This is a genomic window from Streptomyces sp. NBC_01017 (genome assembly GCF_045162795.1).
GTDB lineage: Bacteria > Actinomycetota > Actinomycetes > Streptomycetales > Streptomycetaceae > Streptomyces > Streptomyces machairae.
Map to the genome: position 1 here is coordinate 6,737,460 of NZ_CP108683.1, position 23,413 is coordinate 6,760,872.

The 23,413-nt window shown below is 70.1% G+C and carries 21 protein-coding genes and 2 tRNA genes; 15 read left to right on the plus strand and 8 right to left on the minus strand.

Going from position 1 to position 23,413, the window contains the following annotated elements; all coding sequences use genetic code 11:
• Positions 1-5 precede the first annotated feature (5 nt).
• The 9 genes from OG331_RS30900 (at position 6) to OG331_RS30940 (ending at position 8,367) form a co-directional block, all read left to right on the plus strand.
• A complete protein-coding gene (locus OG331_RS30900; protein WP_406202228.1) occupies positions 6-725 on the plus strand; it encodes a phosphonatase-like hydrolase in 720 nt (239 codons plus the stop codon).
• Positions 722-1,798, plus strand: coding sequence for an ABC transporter ATP-binding protein (locus OG331_RS30905; protein WP_406202230.1), 1,077 nt, complete (start codon positions 722-724; stop codon positions 1,796-1,798). Before OG331_RS30900 ends, OG331_RS30905 begins: the two co-directional genes overlap by 4 nt.
• On the plus strand, positions 1,791-2,645 hold the full coding sequence (locus tag OG331_RS30910; protein WP_406202232.1) for a 2-aminoethylphosphonate ABC transporter permease subunit: 855 nt from the start codon (positions 1,791-1,793) through the stop codon (positions 2,643-2,645). Before OG331_RS30905 ends, OG331_RS30910 begins: the two co-directional genes overlap by 8 nt.
• Positions 2,632-3,429, plus strand: a complete 798-nt coding sequence (locus tag OG331_RS30915) for an ABC transporter permease (RefSeq protein WP_406202234.1) — start codon at positions 2,632-2,634, stop codon at positions 3,427-3,429. Before OG331_RS30910 ends, OG331_RS30915 begins: the two co-directional genes overlap by 14 nt.
• 69 nt (positions 3,430-3,498) lie before the next feature.
• Positions 3,499-4,554 carry a 2-aminoethylphosphonate ABC transporter substrate-binding protein gene (locus OG331_RS30920; RefSeq protein ID WP_406202236.1) on the plus strand — a complete coding sequence of 352 codons (1,056 nt, stop codon included), beginning with the start codon at positions 3,499-3,501 and terminating at the stop codon, positions 4,552-4,554.
• Positions 4,555-4,642: 88 nt separating this feature from the next.
• The gene (locus OG331_RS30925; protein ID WP_406202238.1) at positions 4,643-6,175 is read left to right on the plus strand and encodes an alkaline phosphatase family protein; all 1,533 of its coding nucleotides are present in this window, start codon (positions 4,643-4,645) and stop codon (positions 6,173-6,175) included.
• A 76-nt stretch (positions 6,176-6,251) separates the two neighbouring features.
• A complete protein-coding gene (locus OG331_RS30930) occupies positions 6,252-7,031 on the plus strand; it encodes an HAD-IIA family hydrolase (RefSeq protein ID WP_406202240.1) in 780 nt (259 codons plus the stop codon).
• A 113-nt stretch (positions 7,032-7,144) separates the two neighbouring features.
• Positions 7,145-7,699, plus strand: a complete 555-nt coding sequence (locus OG331_RS30935; RefSeq protein WP_406202242.1) for a hypothetical protein — start codon at positions 7,145-7,147, stop codon at positions 7,697-7,699.
• Positions 7,700-7,701: 2 nt separating this feature from the next.
• Entirely contained in the window at positions 7,702-8,367 is a 666-nt protein-coding gene (locus OG331_RS30940) for a class F sortase (RefSeq protein ID WP_406202243.1), read from the plus strand.
• Positions 8,368-8,462: 95 nt separating this feature from the next.
• On the opposite strand, the gene OG331_RS30945 is transcribed toward OG331_RS30940, so the two are convergent.
• On the minus strand, positions 8,463-9,242 hold the full coding sequence (locus OG331_RS30945) for a GAF and ANTAR domain-containing protein (RefSeq protein ID WP_406202245.1): 780 nt from the start codon (positions 9,240-9,242) through the stop codon (positions 8,463-8,465).
• A gap of 153 nt (positions 9,243-9,395) precedes the next feature.
• On the opposite strand from OG331_RS30945, the gene OG331_RS30950 reads away from it, so the two are divergent.
• Positions 9,396-10,427 (plus strand): glycoside hydrolase family 6 protein, encoded by a 1,032-nt coding sequence (locus OG331_RS30950; RefSeq protein WP_406202247.1) that lies wholly within the window; start codon positions 9,396-9,398, stop codon positions 10,425-10,427.
• A gap of 73 nt (positions 10,428-10,500) precedes the next feature.
• Here the strand turns inward: OG331_RS30950 and OG331_RS30955 are convergent, their stop codons facing one another.
• The 4 genes from OG331_RS30955 to OG331_RS30970 form a co-directional block, all read right to left on the minus strand.
• A complete protein-coding gene (locus OG331_RS30955; RefSeq protein WP_406202249.1) occupies positions 10,501-12,438 on the minus strand; it encodes a galactose oxidase-like domain-containing protein in 1,938 nt (645 codons plus the stop codon).
• Positions 12,435-14,435, minus strand: a complete 2,001-nt coding sequence (locus OG331_RS30960) for a glycosyltransferase family 2 protein (protein ID WP_406202251.1) — start codon at positions 14,433-14,435, stop codon at positions 12,435-12,437. Before OG331_RS30960 ends, OG331_RS30955 begins: the two co-directional genes overlap by 4 nt.
• 325 nt (positions 14,436-14,760) lie before the next feature.
• A complete protein-coding gene (locus tag OG331_RS30965) occupies positions 14,761-15,477 on the minus strand; it encodes a FadR/GntR family transcriptional regulator (RefSeq protein WP_363037603.1) in 717 nt (238 codons plus the stop codon).
• Positions 15,478-15,693: 216 nt separating this feature from the next.
• A tRNA-Lys gene (locus tag OG331_RS30970) sits at positions 15,694-15,767 on the minus strand.
• A gap of 183 nt (positions 15,768-15,950) precedes the next feature.
• On the opposite strand from OG331_RS30970, the gene OG331_RS30975 reads away from it, so the two are divergent.
• From OG331_RS30975 to OG331_RS30995, 5 genes are all read left to right on the plus strand, one after another.
• Positions 15,951-17,387, plus strand: coding sequence for a peptidoglycan-binding protein (locus OG331_RS30975; protein ID WP_406202253.1), 1,437 nt, complete (start codon positions 15,951-15,953; stop codon positions 17,385-17,387).
• 57 nt (positions 17,388-17,444) lie between these two features.
• On the plus strand, positions 17,445-18,584 hold the full coding sequence (locus OG331_RS30980) for an SPFH domain-containing protein (protein WP_406202255.1): 1,140 nt from the start codon (positions 17,445-17,447) through the stop codon (positions 18,582-18,584).
• Positions 18,585-18,717: 133 nt separating this feature from the next.
• Positions 18,718-19,323: a lytic polysaccharide monooxygenase gene (locus OG331_RS30985; protein WP_406202257.1), complete on the plus strand. Its 606-nt coding sequence runs from the start codon at positions 18,718-18,720 to the stop codon at positions 19,321-19,323.
• 91 nt (positions 19,324-19,414) lie between these two features.
• On the plus strand, positions 19,415-19,882 hold the full coding sequence (locus tag OG331_RS30990) for a hypothetical protein (RefSeq protein WP_406202259.1): 468 nt from the start codon (positions 19,415-19,417) through the stop codon (positions 19,880-19,882).
• 40 nt (positions 19,883-19,922) lie between these two features.
• Positions 19,923-21,575, plus strand: coding sequence for a long-chain-fatty-acid--CoA ligase (locus tag OG331_RS30995; protein WP_406202261.1), 1,653 nt, complete (start codon positions 19,923-19,925; stop codon positions 21,573-21,575).
• Here OG331_RS30995 and OG331_RS31000 read toward each other — a convergent pair.
• From OG331_RS31000 to ehuA, 3 genes are all read right to left on the minus strand, one after another.
• A tRNA-Lys gene (locus OG331_RS31000) sits at positions 21,541-21,614 on the minus strand. The two genes, OG331_RS30995 and OG331_RS31000, sit on opposite strands and share 35 nt — an antisense overlap.
• Positions 21,615-21,702: 88 nt before the next feature.
• The gene (locus OG331_RS31005; protein WP_406202263.1) at positions 21,703-22,461 is read right to left on the minus strand and encodes an IclR family transcriptional regulator; all 759 of its coding nucleotides are present in this window, start codon (positions 22,459-22,461) and stop codon (positions 21,703-21,705) included.
• Positions 22,462-22,633: 172 nt separating this feature from the next.
• Positions 22,634-23,410 carry an ectoine/hydroxyectoine ABC transporter ATP-binding protein EhuA gene (ehuA, locus tag OG331_RS31010; RefSeq protein WP_406202265.1) on the minus strand — a complete coding sequence of 259 codons (777 nt, stop codon included), beginning with the start codon at positions 23,408-23,410 and terminating at the stop codon, positions 22,634-22,636.
• Positions 23,411-23,413: the final 3 nt, after the last annotated feature.

Sequence of the window (23,413 nt, forward strand, 5' to 3'; positions counted from 1 at the left end):
AGTTGATGATGAATCAGTCGATCAATCAGTCGGTCAATCAGTCGGTCAAGCAGCAGACGCGGCTGGTCGTGCTCGACATGGCCGGCACGACCGTCGCCGACGGCGGCCTCGTCGAGCGCGCCTTCGCGGCGGCCGCCGCCGAACTGGGCGTCGAGCCCGGCTCCCCGGACCACGCGGACAAGCTCGCCTACGTCCGCGCCACCATGGGCGAGTCCAAGATCTCCGTCTTCCGGCATCTGTTCGGCGACGAGGAGCGGGCACGGCGCGCCAACGCGGCCTTCGAGAAGGCGTACGGCGAACTCGTCGACGGCGGGCTCGTCGCGCCGATCCCCGGCGCCCGCGAGGCCATCGAGGAACTCCAGGCCGGCGGCCGTACCGTCGTCCTCACCACCGGCTTCGCCCGGGTCACCCAGGACGCGATCCTCGACGCGCTCGGCTGGCAGGACCTCGTCCCCCTCACCCTGTGCCCGGCCGACGCCGGAGGCCGGGGGCGGCCGTACCCGGACATGGTCCTCACCGCGCTCCTGCGGACGGCTGCCGCCGACGACGTCCGGGAGATCGCCGTCGTCGGCGACACCTCCTACGACATGCTCAGCGGCGTCCGCGCGGGCGCGGGCCTCGTCGCCGGCGTCCTGACCGGCGCGCACGACTCCGACGCACTGCGGGCGGCCGGCGCGACCCATGTCCTCGGCTCCGTCGCGGAGTTGCCAGGAGTGCTGACATGAGCGGCATCCGCTTCGACTCCGTCAGCGTCGCCTACGACGGCAACGTCGTCCTCGACTCCCTCGACCTCACCGTCGAGCCCGGCGAGGTCATGGCGCTGCTCGGGCCGTCCGGATCCGGCAAGACCACCGCGCTGCGGGCGGTCGCCGGGTTCGTACGGCCCGCCTCCGGGCGGGTGTTCCTGGGCGGTCAGGACGTCACCGACCTGCCGCCGTACCGGCGCGGCATCGGGATGGTCGTCCAGCAGTACGCGCTGTTCCCGCACATGCGGGTCGAGGAGAACGTCGCCTTCGGGCTGAAGGCGCAGAGGGCGCATAGGGCACAGAAGGCGCCCAAGGTCGCCAAGGCCGAGATCCGCACCCGGGTCGCCGAGGCCCTGGAGATGACCGGCATGGCGGCCTACGCCCGCCGCTACCCGCGTGAGCTGTCCGGCGGCCAGCAGCAGCGTGTCGCCATCGCCCGCGCGCTCGCCATCCGCCCCGGCGTCCTCCTCCTCGACGAACCGCTGTCCGCCCTCGACGCCCGCCTGCGCTCCGGCATGCTCGCCGAACTGGCCCGTCTGCACCGCGAGTTGCCCGACGTCACGATCCTCTACGTCACCCACGACCAGGTCGAGGCCCTCACCCTCGCCGACCGGATCGCGGTGATGGACAGCGCCCGCCTCCAGGCCTGCGGCACCCCGCGGGAGCTGTACCGGGCGCCGGCCAACGAGTTCACCGCCTCCTTCGTCGGGAACGCCAACCTGCTGCCGGTGACGGTCGGTTCGGGCGGCGTCGCCTTCGGGGGCGGCGAGCTGAAGGTGGACACGGAGGGCGCGGCGCGGGGCGCGCAGGCGACGCTGTGCGTACGTCCCCACCTCGTCGGCCTCGGCGACGGACCCAACCGGCTCGCCGGGACCGTGACGGAGATCCAGTGGCGCGGGTCCACGCACCGGCTGTACGTCGAGATCGACGGCCACCGGGTCATCGCGGACCTGCGGGAACTCAAGGACCCGCCGGCCCATGGCGACGAGGTGACGCTGCACTTCGCGCCCGAGGACGCGGTGCTGTTGACCGCCGGAGTCACCCATGACTAGCGCGGTGACCACCGGCAGGACCGGCGGTACGACCAGAACGCTGCTGTGGGCCCTCCCACCCGTCGCCCTCCTCGCCCTCGTCTTCCTCTACCCGCTCGCCCTCGTCGTCCGGCAGTCACTCCAGCCGGACACCGGCGGCACCTCGCTGGAGCCGTACGCCGACGTCTTCGCCTCCGAAGCCTTCCGTGAGGCCCTGTGGACCACGGTGTGGCTGGCGGCCGGCTCGACCGTCGGGTGTCTGGTCCTCGGGTTCGTGATCGCGCTCGTCATCGCCTTCGTGCCCTTCCCCGGGGCACGGGCGGTGGCCCGCTTCATCGACGTCTTCCTGTCCTTCCCGTCCTTCCTGATCACGCTGGCCCTGCTGTTCATCTACGGCACGGTCGGCATGGCCAACGGCCTGTGGACCGACGTCACCGGCGCCCAGGACGGCCCCTTCCGGTTCCTCACCACGCCCTGGGGGGTCCTGCTCGCCGAGATCACGTACTTCACGCCGTTCGTCGTACGGCCCCTGCTCGCGGCCTTCTCCCAGCTGGACACCGCCCAGCTGGAGGCGGCCAGTTCGCTCGGCGCGCGCCCGCTGCGCATCATCCGCCGCGTGATCCTCCCCGAGGCGCTGCCCGCCCTCGCGGCCGGCGGCAGCCTCGTGCTGGTGCTGTGCCTCAACGAGTTCGGCATCGTCCTGTTCACCGGCGCGAAAGGCGTCACGACCCTGCCGATGCTCGTCTACAGCAAGGCGATCCTGGAGTCCGACTACCCGGGCGCGTGTGTGGTCGCCGTCGTCAACGTCCTGATCTCCGTGGGTCTCTACGGCCTCTACCGGGTGGTGAGCCGCCGTGCTCGTGCATAGCCGCGGGGCCAAGTGGGCCGTATGGGCCCTGTTCCTCGTCCTGTTCCTGCCCCTGTTCGCCCTTCCGCTCCTCGTCGTCCTGGGCGCCTCCTTCGCCACCAACTGGTCGAGCGTGCTGCCCTCCGGCTTCACGACCGGCCACTACAGCGCCGCCACCCGCGGCGAGGCCCTCCACGCCCTCACCACCAGCCTGGTCACGGCCGCCGCCGCGAGCCTGATCGCCCTGGCCGCCGGGACCTGGGCGGCCCTCGCGGCGGCCGGGCTGAACAAGCGGTACCGCAGGGTCCTGGACGCGCTCTTCGTCCTGCCGGTCGCGGTGCCCTCGGTGGTCGTCGGCCTCGCCATCCTGGTGGCGTTCTCCCAGCCGCCGTTCCTGCTCAACGGCACCCGCCAGATCGTGATCCTCGCCCACACCGTCCTGGTCACCGCCTTCGCCCACCAGTCCGTGTCCGCCGCCCTCGCCCGCCTCGACCCGGCGTACGAACAGGCCGCCGCCTCCCTCGGCGCCCGGCCCGCGTACGTGCTGTGGCGGGTCAGGCTCCCCCTCCTCCTGCCGTCCCTCACCGCTGCCGCCGGCCTCTGCTTCGCCCTGTCCATGGGCGAGTTGAGCGCCACGATGATGCTCTACCCGCCCGACTGGACCCCGCTGCCCGTCCTGATCCACGCGGCCACCGACCGCGGTGCCCTCTTCGCCGGCTCCGCCCTCGCGGTGGTCCTCATGGCGGCGACGCTGCTCGCGCTGTTCGCCGTCTCCCGCATCCGCACCCGAGCCTCGTACCGCTGACCCGCAGCCCCGGCTCGCCCCGCTGATCCAGCTCGCACGAACCCTCAATGCGCAAGGAGTTCATTCGCCATGCCCAGAAACACCCTCAAGCTCGCGACAGCCCTCTCCCTCCTCGCCACCCCGGCCCTGTCCGCCTGCGGCGGCAACTCCGCCGCCGCCGACGAGAAGGTCGTCACCGTCTACAGCGCCGACGGCCTCAAGGGCGAGAAGGGCGACGGCTGGTACGACCGGATCTTCAAGGACTTCGAGAAGCAGACCGGCATCAAGGCCGAGTACGTCGAGGGCGGCTCGGGCGAGATGGTGCAGCGCGCCGCCCGCGAGAAGCGCAACCCGCTGGCCGACGTGATCGTCACGCTCCCGCCCTTCATCCAGCAGGCCGACGGCAAGGGCCTGCTGCAGAAGTACGCCCCGAAGGGCTCCGACCAGGTCAGCGGCGCCGACAAGGGCGCCGAGGGCACCTGGACCTCGGTCGTGAACAACTACTTCGGGTTCATCTACAACAAGAAGGAGCTGAAGCAGGCGCCCACCACGTGGGAGGAGTTGCTGGAGGGCACGTACAAGAACAAGCTCCAGTACTCCACCCCGGGCGTCGCCGGTGACGGAACGGCCGTGCTCATCAAGGCCATGCACGACTTCGGCGGCGAGAAGCCCGCCATGGACTACCTCGCCGAGCTCCAGTCCAACAACGTCGGACCCTCCGCCTCCACCGGCAAGCTGGCGCCCAAGGTCGACAAGGGTGAACTGCTCGTCGCCAACGGTGACGTCCAGATGAACTTCGCCCAGTCCAAGACCATGCCGAACCTCGGCATCTGGTTCCCTGCGAAGGACGGCGGCAAGCCCACCACCTTCGCCCTGCCCTACGCCGCCGGTCTCGTCACCGACGCCCCCCACACCGAGAACGGCAAGAAGCTCCTCGACTTCATGCTGAGCCAGGACGCCCAGAAGCAGGTCAGCGAGATCGGCGGCGGCTTCAGCGCCCGCCAGGACGTCAAGGCCACCGACGCCAACGCCACCGCGCTCGCCGAGATCATCGACGGTGTCGAGGTCTTCGAGCCCGACTGGGACGACATCGACAAGAACCTGACCTCGTACGTGGACGCCTGGAAGTCGGCCACCGACAGCTGACCCACCCGTACGGACCGCTCCACGCAACGCCCCTGGCACCACACCGGGGGCGTTGCCATGCCCGCTCACACCCGCTCAGGAGGATCACGTGACGTCACACCTGTCCCGCCGCACCGTCCTCACCACCACCACGGCGACCGCCGCGACCCTCGCGCTCGGCGCCTCCACCGCGCCCGGCGCCCACGCCCTGCCCACGCTCCCCAACGGCACCAGCAAGGACAAGGTGCTCGTCATCGGCATGGACGGTCTGCGGCACGACCGCATCGACGCGGCCGACGCCCCGCACCTGAAGGCCATGATGAGCGAGGGCACCTACGGCACCTCACTGCTGTACTCGGGCCCGATGGCCGCCACCTCCTCCGGCCCCGGGTGGTCCACCATCGCCACCGGCGTGTGGCCCGACAAGCACGGCGTGAAGGACAACACCTTCACCGGCAAGGACTACGCCCGCTACCCCGGCTTCCTCGCCCGCCTCGCCCAGGTCCGGCCCGCCCTGTCCACCTACGCCGCCGTCGACTGGAAGCCCCTGGACACCCAGGGCACCGTCACGCCCGGCGCGGACGCGAAGCTGGTCCTCGACGGCGACGCCGACGGCTACACCGGGCACGACGCCACCATCGCCGCCGAGACCGAGGCGCTGCTGCGCAACCAGAACCCGGACGTCCTGTTCGTCTACTTCGGCCAGTCCGACATCGTGGGCCACAACCAGGGCGCGGGCAGCCAGGCCTACCTCGACCAGATCGCCGTCCAGGACGCGTTCGTCGGCCGGCTGCGCGCCGCGATCAAGGCCCGCCCCAGCTATGCCACCGAGCGCTGGACGGTCATCGTCGCCACCGACCACGGCCACACGGACCCGGGCGGCCACGGCGGCTCCTCGATCGAGGAGCGCCGCACCTTCGTCCTCGCCACCGGCCCCGGCATCGCCGCGGGCGCCCGCCCGATCGACACCCGGCTGGTCGACGTCGTCCCCACCGTCCTGGGGCAGCTCGGCATCCCCGTCGACCCGGCCTGGGGCCTGGACGGCAAGCCGGTCCAGGAGCGCTCCGGCGACCCCTTCGACGCGCTCACCCTGGCCACCCGAACGGACGAGACAGGCATCCCCTCGACCGTCCGCGGCTACACGCACACCCCGCCCAGCGGCTGGTCCGTCATCAACAACGCCATGGGCACCGGCGGCATGACCGAGTGGCGCGGCTGGGCCTTCGCCACCGACGAGTTCTGGTCCCGCACCCAGCGCGACCAGTGGCGTGAGCTCAACGTCCGCGCCCGCGGCGTCTTCGCGGTCGCCGACTCCGACGAGTGGGCGGACAAGGCCTTCTCCGGTACGTACGACTCGACCCTCGTCACCCCCGCGTACGACGTCACCGGCAAGACGAAGGTGCGGCTGGACTTCACGACCCTCTACCGGCAGGAGGGCGCCCAGACGGCCCAGATCCTCGCGTCCTTCAACGGCGGCACGCCGACCGTCGTCAGGAGCTACACCTCCGACGTCGTCTCGCAGCCGCAGTCCGTTTCCGTCGACGTCCCCTCCGGGGCCGCCGGCGTGAGCTTCCGGTTCCGCTACACCGGGTCCAACAACTGGTACTGGGTGATCGACGGGGTCAGGATCAGCCACTCCTGATTACTCTGGGGGCGTCGGTACGCCGTGGTTCCGGCGCCCCCAGCTCATCCCGTACGCAGGCCAGGAGCACAGCAACATGGCAGACCGCAAGCCCATCGATTCTTGGCTCACCGACATGGACGGCGTGCTCATCCACGAGGGCGTACCGATCCCCGGCGCCGACGCCTTCATCAAGAGGCTGCGCGAGTCCGGCAAGCCCTTCCTCGTCCTCACCAACAACTCGATGTACACCCCACGCGACCTGCACGCCCGGCTGAACCGCATGGGCCTGGAAGTGCCGATCGAGAACATCTGGACCTCGGCCCTGGCCACCGCCCAGTTCCTCGACGACCAGCGCCCGGGCGGCTCGGCGTACGTCATCGGCGAGGCCGGCCTGACCACGGCGCTGCACGACATCGGGTACATCCTCACCGACCACGACCCGGACTACGTCGTCCTCGGCGAGACCCGCACCTACTCCTTCGAGGCCATGACCAAGGCGGTCCGGCTGATCAACGCCGGCGCCCGTTTCATCTGCACCAACCCCGACGAGACGGGTCCCTCGACCGAGGGCCCGCTGCCCGCGACCGGCGCCGTCGCCGCGCTGATCACCAAGGCGACCGGCAAGCAGCCGTACTTCGCGGGCAAGCCGAACCCGCTGATGATGCGGACCGGCCTGAACGCCATCGGGGCCCACTCCGAGGCCAGCGCCATGATCGGCGACCGCATGGACACCGACGTGCTGGCCGGCATGGAGGCCGGGATGCAGACGTTCCTGGTGCTCACCGGGCTGACCCGGCCCGAGCAGGTGGAGAACTTCCCGTACCGGCCGTCCAAGGTCGTGGAGTCCATCGCGGACCTCGTCGACCGGATCTGAAACCCGGGGACGGGGAAACGGGGTGCAACACGACCCGTACGGAGCAGTGCGGCCCCGCTGAGGATGCGGGGCCGGTGCCCCGGGGGGAGTCTCCAGGTAACTGGAGGTTCACGATGGGATCACTGCGGGTCACTCTCTGTGCGATGGCCGCTCTGGGCGCGGTCGCGGCCACTCCGGCGGCATACGCGGCGGACGGGGGTGTCTCGGTCAGCCCGTCGTCTCCCCGCCCGGGCGGGGACGTCGCGCTACGAGTGAGCGGATGCCCGGAGCGGGCCGCCAAGGCCGTCTCCGAGGCGTTCGTCGCCGACGCCCGGCTCACCGTCGGCGCGGACGGCACCCTCACCGGCGAGAGCCGCATCCGCTCCACGCTGGGGGCGGGCACGTACGACGTCAAGGTCGCCTGCGGGGAGGCGTCCCGCACGGGCCCGGTCACGGTCGCCGGGCCGCAGGGCGCGCGGCACGGGGCGGAGCCGTCGGGCCACGCCTCGCCCGTGGCGCCCGTCCCCGCCGGCGGCGGTGGCACCGCACGGCTCGCCGTCGTGGACGCCCGTGAGGCCGGACCCGGCACGGCGCACACCGTGACCGGGCTGATCCTCGCCGGCGTCGCCGCGACCGCCGTGGCGCTGCGCAGCGCCCGCCGCAGCCGCGAGCAGCGCAGGCCGCACTGACCATGGCCGAGCACGAACGCCCCGCCTACGGGGGCCGGCTGCTCATGGGCGTGGCCTGGACCGTGCTGCTGCTCGGACTGTGGCTGTGGGGGCGCGAGGTCACCGACGTACAACAGGGCATTTCCGCACCCGTGGCCGGCGACGTCGCCGCGGTCGGCCGGCCTCCGCAGGTGGACCTGCCGCCCGCCGCAAGGCCGCTGGGAGACGCTCTGCCGCAACGCCTCGACATCCCCGGGCTCGGCATCCAGGCACCGGTGGCCGCCCGGGGCCTCGACCGGCACGGAGCCATCGATCCACCGCCCTACGCCCAGGCCGGCGAGGTCGGCTGGTACGCGGCCGGCGTCAGGCCCGGAGCCGTCGGAGCCGCCCTGATGGTGGGCCACGTCGACACCGACAGCCGCCCTGCCGTCTTCCACCGTCTCCGCACGCTGAAGCCGGGCGCGACGGTGCGGGTGCTCCGCGACGACGGCAAGGTCGCCGAGTTCACCGTGGACGACGTCGACGTCGTCCCCCGCAACCGCTTCGACGCCCACCAGGCCTACGGCACGCACCACCAGGGCCGCGCCGAACTACGCCTCCTCACCTGCGGCGGCACCTTCGACCGAACGACCCGCACCTACACCGCGAACGTGATCGTCTCGGCGTACCTCACGGGGTCGGGGCTGTGACGGCCTGGGGGGCTCGTCCGACCGGGGGCTGGGGTCGTCCGGAAACGACTCCAGAGCGGATGGCGGCCGGGGCCCAGAGAAAGTCCGCGGGGGTGCTACGCGCGTCCCTCGTCGTCCGCACGGCCCGCCTCCCGGCGCAGTTCGGCGTCGTCCGCGACCCGGTCGATGACCTCCTGCGCGACCCGGTCCAGCGGCAGTCGGCGCCGGCGTGCGTACTGCCGCATCGCCACGAAGGCGTGGTCCGCGGGAGTGCTCCAGCGCTCGGCGAGCATGCCCTTGGCCTGTTCGATGCGCACCCTGCTGGACAGCGCCTGCTGCAACTGACCGGCGAGGGTGCGGCACTGGACGTACGTCGTGTTGTTCTCCAGCCCCAGGGCCGCGCAGTCGGCCAGGAGCTGCGCCAGCCGCAGCGTCGTACCGTCCTCGGACGGGGAGTCGCCGGCGCGGGCGGCGCCGAAGACGTTGAGCGCGCCGAGCAGCCGGCCCCGGCGGCGCAGCGGGACCGCGTACGTCGTGGCGATGTCGTGGGCGAGCGCCCGCTCCGTGAACTCGGGCCAGCGGGAGTCCGTCCGGGCCGCCCTGATCGAGACCGGCGGCACCGGCCGCCCGGAGCTGTAACTGTCCGGACAGGGCCCGCCGGTGTACTGGGCCCGCAGCAGCTCCAAGGCGATCTCCCGGTCCGCGCCGCCCGCCGCCAGCGACACCGCCCGCCCGTCGTCGATCAGCATGAACCCCGCGCCCCGCGCGGCCAGTAACCCCACGCAGTGGTCGGCGACGCCCGATAAGTAGTGCGCGGCCTCGAAGCCGTCGACGAGCGTGTCCGCCGACTCCACCAACGCCTCTGCCAGCCGTATTTCCCGGGTCCTCCGGTGCATGACCGCGCCCTCCCCTTCCCCTGTGTCCCCTGTCGATGTCGCAGCCGTCATAGTGGCTGTAACAGCTCCCCGACAAGGCTCGGCGAACTCGTGTGCCCCACGACACGTATGTCAGGATTGAGACTTGGAACAGTGCACCCGAGGGGGAGCTGGATGTACCTGAACAGGGGGGCCTGGCGGGGGGCTCGCGCGCGGACGTCCGCGGTGGTGCTGGGGGCGGCGCTGCTGATCGCGGGCTGTTCGTCCTCCGGGGACGGCGACGACCCCGACGACAACGCCGGCGCCGGAATCAGCCAACAGCCCAAGGAGACCGACCCGTTCTGGGTGAACCCGGACGGGAACGCGGCCGAGCAGGTGGCGGCCTACGTGAAGGCCGGCAAGAAGGAGGACGCCGAGGAGATCCGCAAGATAGCGGAGCAGCCGACGGGCGAGTGGATCGGCCCGGAGAGCCCCGAGCAGGAGGCACTCGGCTTCACCGAGGCCGCCGACAAGGCGGGCCGTACGGCCCTGCTGGTCCTCTACAACATCCCGCACCGCGACTGCGGCCAGTACTCCCAGGGCGGCGCCGCCGACGGCAACGCCTACCGGACCTGGATCGACGGCGTGGCCAAGGGCATCGGGGACCGGGACACGACGGTCATCCTGGAGCCGGACGCGGTACTGCACCTGGTCGACGGCTGCACCCCCGGCGAGTTCCACGAGGAGCGCTACGACCTCCTCAAGGGCGCCATCACCAAGCTCAAGTCCCTGAAGAACACCAAGGTCTACGTGGACGCGGGCAACGTCGGCTGGGGTCACCCCGACCAGATCTTCGAGCCCCTGAAGCGGGCGGGCATCGACCAGGCCGACGGGTTCTCCGTCAACGTCTCCAACTTCTACACGACCGAGGACTCGATCGAGTACGGCAAGGAGCTCTCCGCCAAGGTGGGCAACAAGCCGTTCCTGATCGACACCAGCCGCAACGGCAACGGCCCCTACACCGAGGGCAACCCGGACGAGCGCTGGTGCAACCCGCCGGGCCGCGCGCTCGGCGAAACCCCGACCACCAAGACGTCGGACCCGCTGGTGGACGCGTACGTCTGGGTCAAACGCCCCGGCGAGTCCGACGGCGAGTGCAAGGGCGGCCCGAAGGCGGGCGAGTGGTGGGCCCAGTACGCCTTGGGTCTCGCGAAGGCAACGTCCTAGGGGCGCGGGGAACTGCGCGACAAGCCACAGCGCTCCCGCACCCGAAGAACAAGGTGCGGGAGCGCTACGGCATCTACGGCACTCTTACCCACTGCGCCTTCGACGGAGTCCCTTGATCGTCCGTCACGAACAGCATGTACCAGCCTGACGGAACCAGATTCCGGTTCGTCGGCACATCCACCGTGATCTTGTCACCGGACTTCTTGAAGTCCAGCTTCACCGACCGCTGGTCCACGTCCGTGACATGCGTCGACGCGCTCGGCCGCATGAGCCGTACGTTCTCGATGGACGAGGCGTGCTGCGAGGTGAACGTGCCCGTCCCGCCCCGCTTGATGGTCTGCGGACCGCCCGACAGCGACGGCTGCGCGTCCCGGTACAGATACGGCGGCGTGTAGATCTCGATCCGCTGCTCGAACTTGCCCGGCTTGGTGTTGGCCTTGTCGGCGTACAGCGAGTCCGAGCCGAAGAACATCACACGGCCGTCGGGCAGCAGGATCGACCCCGAGTGGTAGTTACGGCCCACCAGCGGATCGGCGACCCGGTCGAACTCCTTCGCGCCCGGCCGGTAGAGGTGCGCCTGGAGGATGTTGGAGTCGCCACGGCCCCGGTAGTCCTCGGAGCCACCCGACACCAGCACGGTGTCGTCCGGCAGCACCGAGGCCTGCGGATACCGCGTGCCCTTCTCCAGCGAAGGCCCGTCCGCGAACTTCGGACCGTCGGCCTTCAGGTCGATCAGCCGCGTCTTCTCGCTCGCCTCCTTGGACTCGCCGACGCCACCGCCGCCGATCACCATGTACTTCTCGTCCTGCGCGGGCGGCAGCAGCACCGTGCCGGAGGTCTCCAGCAGCTTGGGGTCGCTCAGCCCGGGCAGCTTGCTGAACTTGTTGGTGTCGACGTCCCAGATGCCGGGGTCGCGGCCCACGTCGTCGGGACCGTAGCCCGCGTTCGAACCCGAGTAGAAGATCTTCCCGTTCTCCAGCGGGAACAGCGCCGGGTACGTCGGGAACTGCCGCACCTTCGTCAGGTACGTCCACTTCTTGGTCTTCGGGTCGTACACCTCGTTCTTGCCCGGTACCAGCTGGCCGATGTCGTCGAGGCCGGAGACGCTGAGGATCTTGCCGTTGCCGAGCGTGGTGAGCGTCGGGTACCAGCGGGCCTCGTGCATCGGGTCGACCTTGATGTACTTCTCGGCGACCGGGTCGAACTCGTAGGCGTCCCGGATGCCCTGGAAGTCCTTCTTGTCGAGGGCGAGCTTCTGCGCGATGCCGTACGTGTTGCGCGCGTCGGCGCCGGACAGGCCCTGGACCCGGTAGTTGTCCTGGGTGCCGGTCTCGTGCTTGGCGCCCTTCTTCTGCGCCTCGACGTAGATCCGGCCGAGACCGGGGTCGTTGCGCAGGAACTCGCCGGTCGCCTTGTCGAAGACCTTCTTCGCGCGCGGCACCAGCACCGGGTCCTTGGAGACGAACGTCTTGCCGTTCTCCTTGCCGGTGAACTTGGTGCCCGCGGGCAGCGTGATCGGCTCGTCCGGGTTCTCGTTGTGGACGATCATCAGGCCGCCGGCCTTGGTGACGTCACCCTTGAGCTTCTCGTACCGCTTCGTACCGCCCGCGATCAGCAGGTTGCCGTTGGACAGCTGGGTGTGGCCGGTGCAGAACAGGTCGTTCGGCGTCGGCACCTTCTTGATCGTGCCCTTGACCGGGTCCCAGATCCGGGTGTCGTACTTCTTCGCGTCGAAGTTGTCCTGATTGTTGCCCGAGCCCGCGATCAGCAGCACCTTGCCGGTGTGCAGGAGCGCCGCGTGGATCGTGTTGAGGCGGTACTCCTCGGGGAATTCGACGATCTCCCACTTGCCGTTCTCGGCTTTGTACTCGGGTCTGTTGATTTGGTACTGGTGGTATTTCTCGGTGCCGACGCGATACAGCCACGGCCCGTTCATTCCGGCCAGCGCGAGCACCACCGCCGTACCTATCGCGAGTCGACGGGCGCGGCGGCGGCCTGCACGGTCGTTCATTCCTTACGTCCCCCAAGTCCACCAAGGGCAATCTGCATGGTCTGGTCGGTGCCGCTGCCGGACGAGGCGGCCCAACTCGGTTTGTGCTGCGGCGCGTGGGCCGCGTGCGGGGCATGGGACGCGTGCTGCGCGGGCAGCGGTTGCGTCTCCGGCTGGTACGGCGCGGGCTGGGCCGGCACAGGCTGCGCCGGGACCGTCGCGGCGGGCTTCTTGCTCTCCTGCCGCAGCATGTAGCGCCAGGCGAAGATCGGCGTCGCGGTGATCAGCATGGCGAACGTCGCCCAGATGATCATCGCCGGGTGCGAGTGGCCGTACATGAAACCGGCGGTGATCGAGGCGCCGAAGATTCCGATGAAGTACCAGTGGTAACGGAAGGTCCCGAACCACCTGTCGGGGCTCGCGGAGTCGCCCTTGGGAGTGACCACGAACTTGCTCTTCTTGCGCAGCGCGGAGTCGATCAGGGCCTTCGCGTACAGCGGCGCCGACAGCGCGGACATCACCATGCCGGCCACGCCGCCGGAACCCTCGGGCTCGTGCGGCGAGACGTTGTGGCGGCGGTTCCAGACGTACAGGCCGATCTGGAGCGCGGAGGCGTTGCCGTAGAGCATCAGCCAGATCGTCGGGTCGATGTTCACACCCGAGGCGCCCAGGCCCAGGAACAGCGCACAGCTCAGCGCCGCCAGGATCCAGTTCAGGGCCGACATCGGGTAGAAGATGATCATCATCGTGTAGTTGAAGAGCTTGCTCGGCGGCAGCGAGTACCAGCCCTTCCAGTACTGCTTGAGGATCGTCTCGTACGTCCCTCGCGACCAGCGCATCTGCTGGGTGAAGAAGTCCGTCCAGGCGCTGGGGCCCTCACCGACGGCGAGCACGTCCGGCGTGTAGACCGAGCGCCACTTCTTGCCTGTCGCCGGGTTCTTGTGGCGGTGGATCTCGAAGCCGGTCGCCATGTCCTCGGTGATCGAGTCGTACAGACCGCCGATCTGCTGGAGCGCCTTGATGCGTACGGCGTTCGACGTACCCACGAACATCGGTGCGCCGTAGCGGTTGCCGGCGCGCTGGATGAGGGCGTGGAAGAGGAACTGCTGGGACTCGGCGGCCTTGGTGACGAAGTTGTCGTAGTTGCCGTACACCTGCGGGCCGATGACGAAGCCGATGTTCGGGTCGCGGAAGAAGCCGAGCATCCGCTCCAGGTAGTTCGGCAGCGGCACGTGGTCGGTGTCGACCGAGGCGAAGAAGTCGTAGTCGTCGCCGTGGGCGTCGAGCCAGGCGTTGTAGTTGCCGTGCTTGGTCTTGGCGCGGTGCGGGCCCTTGGCCTGGTTCCACTTGGCGACGCCCTTGCGGGAGAAGTGGTGCACGCCGAGCCGCTTGCAGACCTCCTTGACCTCCGGGTCGTCGCCCTCGTCGAGCAGCCAGATGTGCAGAAGGCCCCGGTGGCGCAGCTTCACGGCCGCCTCCAGGGTCTTCGTCACCATCTCCAGCGGCTCCTTGCCGGGCACGAAGGAGGTCAGGAAGGCCACTCTCGTGCCGGTCTCGGGAACCACCGGGATCGGGTCGCGGGCGACGAGCGTGGCGTGCGCGTTCGACAGCACGTTCATGCAGCGGAAGAACTCGATCAGACCGATCGAGACGAGCATCACGATGTCGAGCGCGGGCAGGAAGTCGAAGGCGGGATAGTCGCGTTCGGTCCAGTGCTCCGGCTGCAGCAGCCAGAACAGCAGGACCAGCGACAGCAGCGGAGCGGCCGCCAGCATCAGCGCGACCCTGATCCGGTGCGGCTCCTGCGAGATCAGTGAGCGGTACTCGACCCGGTACGGCTTGTCCGGGTCGGGCTGGGTGAGGGGACCGGCCAGCCGGCTGTAGTGCTCGTAGTCGTACTTCGGCAGCGTCTTCTTGATCCGGCGGAACGCGCCGGTCCGGGTATGCGAAGGCACCCTTAGCTGGGTGGTCTGAGACGGGTCGAAGTTCTGCCGGGCGCCCGTCGGCGTCGACGTCATGAGTCATCCCCCCACACGCGGGTAACCCCACGTGTCTGTCGGTTCCTTGACGGCTGCTCCGGTCCCCCTCGACCTTCACAGACGTATCAGTGGTGGGCCGCAGTCACCACGTCTTCCACACCTTAGACATGGAACAGCGACCTTCCGGTTGCATCATGCCCCCCTCGGCATGCGGTCATGAACGGGGCCCCTACCCCCCGGCGAAAACCGGCAACCGGCTCCTTGCCCCCCAACTGCCGCGTATGCGCAGCATCTTGAAAAACCAATCACCAGAGTTCTACGCCGTTCCGCATGATCGCAAGATGCGAAACGAGGTGTTTACCGGTCATACGCGCTCATTGTGGCACCTGTGGGGGTGTTGTGTACCCGTCGTGGATACCCGTGCGCGGATGTTGCCGAAGTGCTCTCGTATGGCTCCCTCCGCCCGTATCGCATCGCCCGACCGCACCGCGTCCACGATCTCCCGGTGCTGCCGGCACGTGACCAGCGGATCCTGTGGGGCACCCCCGAGATCGGTGTGGACGCGGTGGAAGGCGTCCCAGAACGCCTCCATGACCTCGCCCAGCAGCGCGTTGTCCAGCCCCCGGTAGAGGGTGGCGTGAAACGCCCGGTCGGTGTCGGCGATGCCGTCACCGCCGCGCGCGGCCTGCTCCTCCATACGGTCGACGAGCGCATCCAGTTCAACGAGGTCGGCATCCGGGAGCCGCCCCGCGAGCCGGGACACCAGCCCCGTCTCCACGGCCTCCCGCAGCTGCACCAGCTGGAGCAGGGTGTCCTCGCCCCGGTAGTGCCCGGCGACCGTGCGGAAGGCGAGGCCCTCGATCATCGGCGCCAGTGACATGGTCCCGACATACGTCCCGAAGCCGTGCCGGATCTCGACGATGCCCATCGCCTGCAACCCCTTGAGCGCCTCGCGCACGGAGTTGCGGCTGGCACCCAGATGGGCCATCAGCTCGGGCTCCGTCGGCAGCGGGGCCCCGGAGGCCAGCCGGCGGTCGATGATGAGCTTCTTGATCCGCTCTTGGAGGTCACGCGCTGCCATGACCAGAGAGTATCCGGCCAAACACGCGAAAAGCCCCCCGCTTGCACGAGGGGCTTCCACTGTCGGTGCGCCGCCAGGGACTCGAACCCCGGACCCGCTGATGCTGCATCTTCCGGGGGCTGACCCCCGGACCCCCAGCCGCACCCCGGAGGGTCCGGGCGGACTCACCTCAAATGCGAAGGGCCCCCCGCAGTCGCGAAGGGCCTTCACCGTCTGTGCGCCGCCAGGGACTCGAACCCCGGACCCGCTGATTAAGAGTCAGCTGCTCTAACCAACTGAGCTAGCGGCGCTTGCTGACGGCGTAACTCTACATGACCTGCGGGGGTGGTCCGGCCCGTGAGGACGGGGCGGCCGGGGGCTCCGGGGCGGGCGTAAACCATTCGGACCGTCAACATGCGAGTCCGGAAGACAGTTGTGAGACTGACGGGGTGTACTGCCGCGGAGATATCCAACTGGAGTGTGAGGGGAATCGCATGGAGACTCGGACTCCGGTATTCGAGGAATTCGATCCTGCGAGTGACTGCGACTGCCCGGGATGCGTTCACTGGAGACGCGTTCTGCCGCATTCCACGACCGGCCGCCACCCGGCCGCCCACCGGGCGCTGATCCTGGCCGCAGCCGCCTCCACGACCCTCGCCGTAGGCCATACGGCCCCGGCTCTGGCCGCCCCCCACGTCACCGAACGTCCGGGCGTTCCCGCAGGTGACGAGCCCCCTACACCCCAGGGAGCCCGGGCCCCGCTGCACGGGCCGAGTGGACAGCCGGTCACCCCGGTCGCCCCGGTCGGCCCGGTCAAGACACCCGCGACCACCCGCGCGGAGATCATCACGCGGGCCAAGAAATGGGTCACCGCGAAGGTTCCGTACAGCATGTCCAAGTACTGGTCGGACGGATACCGGCAGGACTGCTCGGGCTTCGTCTCGATGGCCTGGAACCTGCCCGGAAACGAATGGACCGGCAGCCTCCACGAGTACGGCGTACGCATCGCCAAGAAGGATCTGCAGCCCGGCGACATTCTGCTGTTCCACAATCCGGCTAACCCCGAGAAAGGCTCGCACGTCGTCATTTTCGGCGGTTGGACGGACCACACGCACACCTACTACGTCGCCTACGAGTCGACACCGCCGCACGCCCGCCGGAAGACCACTCCGTACGCCTACTCGAGCCACTCCGACCGCTATGTGCCCTACCGCTACAAGGGGCTCAAGACCGCCACGACGGATACGAATCCGGCCACCGGGAAGCAGGAGACCGGGAAGCAGGAGACCGCGAAGCAGGACACCACGAAGCAGGACACCACCCAGTCGGCCACCAGCCAGCCGACCATCACCCAGCCGGCCACCCCCATGCCCGGGGCCCCGCAGAGTGCGACGCCGTACCCGGGACGGGCGTATTTCGGCCCGGGGGCCAACAACAAGCACGTCGACCGGCTGGGCCGCCTCCTCGTCGAGCGCGGCGCCGGCCGGTACTACACGTCCGGCCCCGGCTCACGCTGGACGGACGCGGACCGCAGGGCCACGCAGGCCTTCCAGCAGGCGCAGGGCTGGCGCGGCCAGGACGCGGACGGGCTGCCGGGGCCGCAGACGTGGCTGCTGCTGGTGACGGGCAAGGGCAAGGACGTGCCGGACGGGGCCGGGCGCGCGCAGCCCGCGCAGCCGGCGTCGCACGGCGTGCCGGGCTATCCGGGGCGGGCGATGTTCCGGCCGGGCGCCGACAACGAGTACGTCATCCGGCTCGGCAGGCAGCTGGTGCAGAAGGGGTTCGGCAAGCACTACAAGACCGGGCCGGGACCGCGCTGGGGCGAGGCGGACCGGCGGGGCGTCGAGGCCTTCCAGCGTGCCCAGGGCTGGCGGGGCGGCGCTGCGGACGGCCTTCCGGGGCCCGAGACCTGGCGGCGGCTCTTCTCGTAACGCCGCAATCCGACAACCACTGCTGTGACGCATCTGGCGCGGAGGCTGGAGGCACCCATGACCACGACCACTTCTCACACGCCCGAACCCGAGGGGCTCGCGGGATTCGAGGGGCCGGCCGACGTGCCTGCCCGGCCCGCGCGGCTGATCCAGAACGAGGTGACCACCGAGATCCCCGTCCATCTGCTGTTCCGCGACGAAGCGGGACCGGTGTCGGTGCCGCTCCGGCCGACCGTCGTGGCGCGTCGGCAGGGCACGGGGGAACAGCCGCGCCTGCGCCGTCCGATGCAGCCGAAGCCGCGTCCCGGGCCGGAGGTCGACCCCGACCTGGTGGAGCGGCCCGCGCGGGTGCTGCCCGGGGCGGCGGGGGTGCTCGCCGGTGCCTGCGGGGCGGCCGGATGCCTGGCCACCTCGTGGTGGGCCGGGGTGCTGCCGCAGCTGGCGGTGGAGGCACTGCGGTTGCCCGCGTCCGCGGGTGCCGGACTGGGGCCCGCGCAGTGGGCGGCGTACGCGGGGGCCGGAGTTCTGGGGTGCGCCGGCCTGGGCGGGCTCGCGCGGGGGCGGACCGGGCGGGCCTGGGTGCTCGGGCTGTTCGGCCGCTATCAGGGGACGGTCCGGCGCACCGGCCTGCTGTGGGTCAACCCGCTGCTGCTGCGCCGCCGGGTCGACGTACGGCTGCGGCACTGGCGCAGCGAGCCGATGCAGGCGGCCGACGGCAACGGGGTCGCGCTGCGGGCGGTGGTCCTGGTGGTGTGGCGGGTGAAGGACACCGCGCGGGCGACGCTCGGGGTGGAGGACCACGAGCTCTACTTGCGCGAGTGCGTCGAGGCGGCGCTCGCCCGGGTGCCGGTGGAGATGCCGGGTGCCACGCGGGGTTCCGCCGAGGTGACCGCGGACGCGTTGACCCGGACGGTCGTGCGGGACGCGGGCATGGTCGGGCTGGAGGTGTTCTCGGTGCGGCCGGTGCGGGTGGAGTACGCCCCCGAGGTCGCCGCCGCCATGCACCGCCGCCGTCTCGCCGCGCTGGACGCGCAGGCCCGGGCGACCATGCTCACCTCGGTCGTCGACTCGGTGGAGGACACGGTGACGACACTGACCATGCGGGGCCTGGTCGATCTCGACGACTACGAACGCAAGGCACTGGTCAAGGACTTGACGGTGGCGTTCTGCGCGGGGCGGGGGGAGACGGCCGTCTGACGGCGCGAACGTGACGGTACGTCGAACGTGTTCCTCGATTGGTATGGACATGTTCAACAGTCAGCAATAATCTGAGACTTGGTCTAGACCTGCAAGCTCGCCGAACTTCCCCCACGTTCCCAGGAGCAGCAGCATGCGCAGAAAGACCAAGCTGTCCGCCGCCGCACTCGGACTGACCACGGCCGGAGCCCTCGTGCTCTCCGCCGGAGGCGCGTCCAGCCACGGCTACACCGACCTCCCCATCAGCCGTCAGAAGCTCTGTCAGAACGGCACCGTGGCCAACTGCGGCTCCATCCAGTGGGAGCCGCAGAGCGTCGAGGGCCCCAAGGGCTTCCCGGGCTCCGGCCCGGCCGACGGGTCGATATGCAACGGCGGGCTGGGCCAGTTCAGCCAGCTCAGCGCGCCGAAGGCGCCGTCCGGCGGCGCCTGGCCCACCACCAGGGTGACCGGCGGTCAGAACTACACCTTCCGGTGGCAGTTCACGGCCATGCACGCCACGACCGACTTCCGGTACTACGTCACCAAGCCGGGCTGGAACGAGAACCACAACCTGTCCCGGTCCGACCTCAACCTCACGCCGTTCTTCACGGTCCCGTACAACGGGCAGCGGCCGCCGTCCACGCTCTCGCACAGTGGCAGGCTGCCGTCCGGGCTGAGCGGCCACCACGTCATCCTCGCGGTGTGGACGATCGCCGACACGAGCAACGCGTTCTACGCCTGCTCGGACGTCACGTTCTGAGGTTCTCTTGAGTCAGAACCCCGGCCGGCGTGGGTAGATCACTCCCACGCCGGCCCATCGGGGTCGGCGCACCGACCTCGGGGGACGAACCATGGACGCGATCTTCTACGTCATACCCGGCCTCATCATGGCCGTGGCCCTCTTCGTGGCGTACCGGGTGGTCTTCCGCTCACTGCAGATGCGCAGGGCGTGGAACAGCGGGCTGACCGCGCAGGCGCGCTGTCTGCGGTCGTACACGACCGTGAGCGGCGGTCACGGCAACACGTCCGTGCACACCACCCTGCACCATGTGTACGAGTTCGTCGCGCGCGACGGCCGCCTCGTCCGGTTCGAGGAGGAGGGCGGGCCGGGGACGAGGGTCGAGGGCGACCTCGTCACCGTCCACTACGCCGAGGGCGCTCAGGTGGTGGCCACGGCCCATGCGCCGGGCCACGCCAGGCAGGCGGCGGCCACCGTCGGCATCCTCGTGTTCCTCGGGGTGGTCGTGGTGTTCTGCGCCGGTTTCATGAGCACCTACTCGGACATGTCCTCGGGCATGGACCCGATGAGCGGCTTCTGACCCTCCACATCTGACGGACCATCAACTACCGTGCGCCGCCATGGAGTCCACTACGGGACGCACGGTCGCGGAGCTCGTGGCGGCACGGTGGGACGACCACCGGCCGGGGCTGTGGTTCGAGGGCGGGACGCTCACGCAGCACGAGATGGCGGCCGGGGCCGCCGTCCGGGCGGCGCTGCTGGCCGACCTGTTGCCGCCCGGCGCCGAGCCGCACATCGGGGTGCTGCTCGACAACACCCCCGAGTACCCCCTGTGGCTGAGCGCGGCCGCCCTCGCGGGGGCCGCCGTCGCCGGGATCAACCCCACCCGCCGCGGCGCCGAACTCGCCCGCGACATCCTGCACACCGAGTGCCGGGTACTGGTCACCGAGCGGGCCCACCTGCCCCTCCTCACCGGCCTCGACCTGCCCGGCGTACGCCTGCTGCTGACCGATTCGGCGGAGTACGACGCCCTGCTCGCCCCGTATGCCGGCGCGCGGCCCGACGCCTCCCGTGCCGCCCCGCACGACCGGCTCCTGCTCTACTTCACGTCCGGATCGACCGGCGCCCCCAAGGCCGCGATCTGCACCCAGGGACGACTGGCCGCCGCCGGACGTTCGCTGGCCGACCAGTTCCGCGTCCGGCCCGACGACGTGCACTACGTCTGCATGCCGATGTTCCACGGCAACGCCGTGATCGCCGACTGGGCACCCGCCCTCACGGCCGGCGCGGGCGTGGCGCTGCGGCGGCGGTTCTCGGCGTCCGGATTCCTGGCGGACGTGCGGGCGTACGGGGCGACGTACTTCACCTACGTCGGCCGGGCGATCCAGTACCTCCTCGCCACCGAGCCCCGTCCGGACGACCGCGACAATCCGCTGCGGCTCGGCTTCGGGACGGAGGCGGGGGCACAGGACGCCATGGCTTTCGAGCGGCGGTTCGGGGTGCGGCTGGTGGAGGGGTACGGCTCCTCCGAGGGCGGGGCCGCGATCCCGTGGGTGCCCGGGGCTCCCCGGGGGGCGGTGGGCCGGGCCGGGCCCGGGCTCGTCGTCCTGGACGCTCGGACGCGGAAGGAGTGCCCGCCCGCGGTCTTCGATCCGGCCGGGCGGCTGCTGAACGGCGAGGAGGCGATAGGGGAGCTGGTGAACCGGGGGCCGAACCCCTTCGAGGGGTACTGGCGCAATCCCGAGGCGGAGGCCGAGCGGCGGCGGGACGGCTGGTACTGGACCGGTGATCTCTTCTACCGGGACCGTGACGGCTATCTCTACTTCGCCGGCCGCACGGACGACCGGATCCGCGTGGACAGCGAGAACCTGGCCGCCGCGATGATCGAGAACATCCTCGCGCGGTACGAGGGGGCGGTGGCCGTCGCCGTGTACGCCGTGCCCGATCCGGTGACCGGGGACCAGGTGATGGCGACGATCGCCGGGACCTTCGATCCGGTGGCCTTCGCGGACTTCCTGGCCGCTCAGCCCGATCTCGGGACCAAGATGGCGCCCCGGTTCGTGCGGGTGGTGGAGCGGATGCCGGTCACGGCCACGAACAAGATTCACCGGGCGCGGCTGCGGACGGACGGCGTGCGGTGCGCCGACCCGGTGTGGTGGCGGCCGCCCGGCGAGCGGACGTATCGGAGACTGGAAAACGCCGAAGGGCCTCCCGCTCCCACGAGAGGCCCTTCACCGGTGCGCCGCCAGGGACTCGAACCCCGGACCCGCTGATTAAGAGTCAGCTGCTCTAACCAACTGAGCTAGCGGCGCATGACTCGCGCCGACCGCGCATTTCGTGCTCTCGCGGCTGGCGACGGAGAAAATACTACCTGGTCCGCGGGGGTGCTTCCGACCACCGTCAGATGGCGAGGCTGAGCAGCACCGGCGCCGCGTTCCGGTTCAGGGCGTCCGCCGCCTGGCGCAGCCGGTGGGCGTGCTCGACGGGGAGCGACAGGGCCAGGCAGCCCACCGACGACCCGGCCGTGATCGGGACCGCCGCGCAGACCGTGCCCACCGCGTACTCCTGGAGGTCGAGGTGGGGGACCGTCGGCGGCTGGGACTCCAGGCGGGAGAGCAGGACCCGGTCGCTGGTGATCGTGCGCGAGGTGAGGCGGGCCATCTTGTGGCGGGAGAGATGATCGCGCCGGCCGTTGTGATCGAGCTGGCCGAGCAGGCTCTTGCCGATCGCGGTGGCGTGGGCGGAGAAGCGGAAGTCGACCCACTCGTTGACCACGGGGGTGGCCGGCCCCGCCGCGTACTGGTCGATCTTGACCTCGCCGTCGATGTACCGGCTGATGTAGACGGCGGCGCCGACCGAGTCGCGCAGCCGGTCCAGGGTGCGCTGGAGGTTCTCGCGCAGGGCCTGTTCGCGGCCCTGCGCGGAGCCGAGGCGGGCCAGGGCCTCGCCCGTGACGTACGCGCCGTCGGCCACCTGCTCGACGTAGCCCTCGCGGCGCAGCATCAGCAGGAGGCCGGTCAGGCGCTCGGGTTCGATGCCCGTGTGCCGGGCGAGCTCGGCGTCGGTGACTCCGGTGCTGTGCCGCGCCACGGTCTCCAGGACGCGCAGGGCGTCCTGGGCCGAGTGGTACGGCGTCGTCGGCTCGTGCTGCAGCGCCACGGTTCCCCCTGCGGTCGCACGTCGCTTCTCATTGGGCCGGGTTCGTGTCAGCCAATCTCCTTCACGATAACGGGCAAGAGGCTGGTAGTGAGCGGTTGTTGACGAGATTGCGACGCCCTCAACTGCGTACCAGCACTCTGGCATATGCCCACGTCACTGGCCGGTCCCGAAGTCACAGCACAGCGCTGAGGAACTCCCTCGTGCGGTTGTTCTCGGGGTCGTTGAAGATCTTCTCCGGGCTGCCGGACTCGATCACCCGGCCGGAGTCGAACATCAGGACCTGGTCCGAGATGTCCCGGGCGAAATTCATCTCGTGGGTCACGCAGAGCATGGTGATGTCGGTGGTGCGGGCGATGTCCCGCAGCACATCGAGGACGCCCACGACCAGCTCCGGGTCCAGCGCGGAGGTCACCTCGTCGAGCAGCAGCACCTGCGGCCGCATCGCCAGTGCCCGCGCGATCGCCACCCGCTGCTGCTGGCCGCCGGACAGCTGGGTCGGGCGGGCGTCGCACTTGTCGGCGAGGCCGACCAGGTCGAGCAGTTCGCGGGCGCGTGCCTCCGCCTCGTCCTTGGACAGACCGAGGACGGTGACCGGGGCCTCGGTGATGTTCCGCAGCACGGTCATGTTCGGGAAGAGGTTGAACTGCTGGAAGACCATCCCGATGTTCTTGCGGACCTCGCGGACCTGCTTCTCGGGCGCCGGGAAGAGCTTGTCCCCGGCCACCGTGATGCTGCCCTCGTCCGGCTTGAGCAGGGTCATCAGCAGCCGCAGGATCGTCGTCTTGCCGGAGCCGGACGGGCCGATCAGGGTGACGTGCTTGCCGGACTCGACCGAGAAGTCGAGGCCGTCGAGGACCGTGTTGGACCCGAAGCGCTTGGTGACGTGGTCGAAGCGGATCAGTTCGCTGCCGTCCACCGGCGGGTTGGCGCTCGCGTCGGGATCTTTCATGAG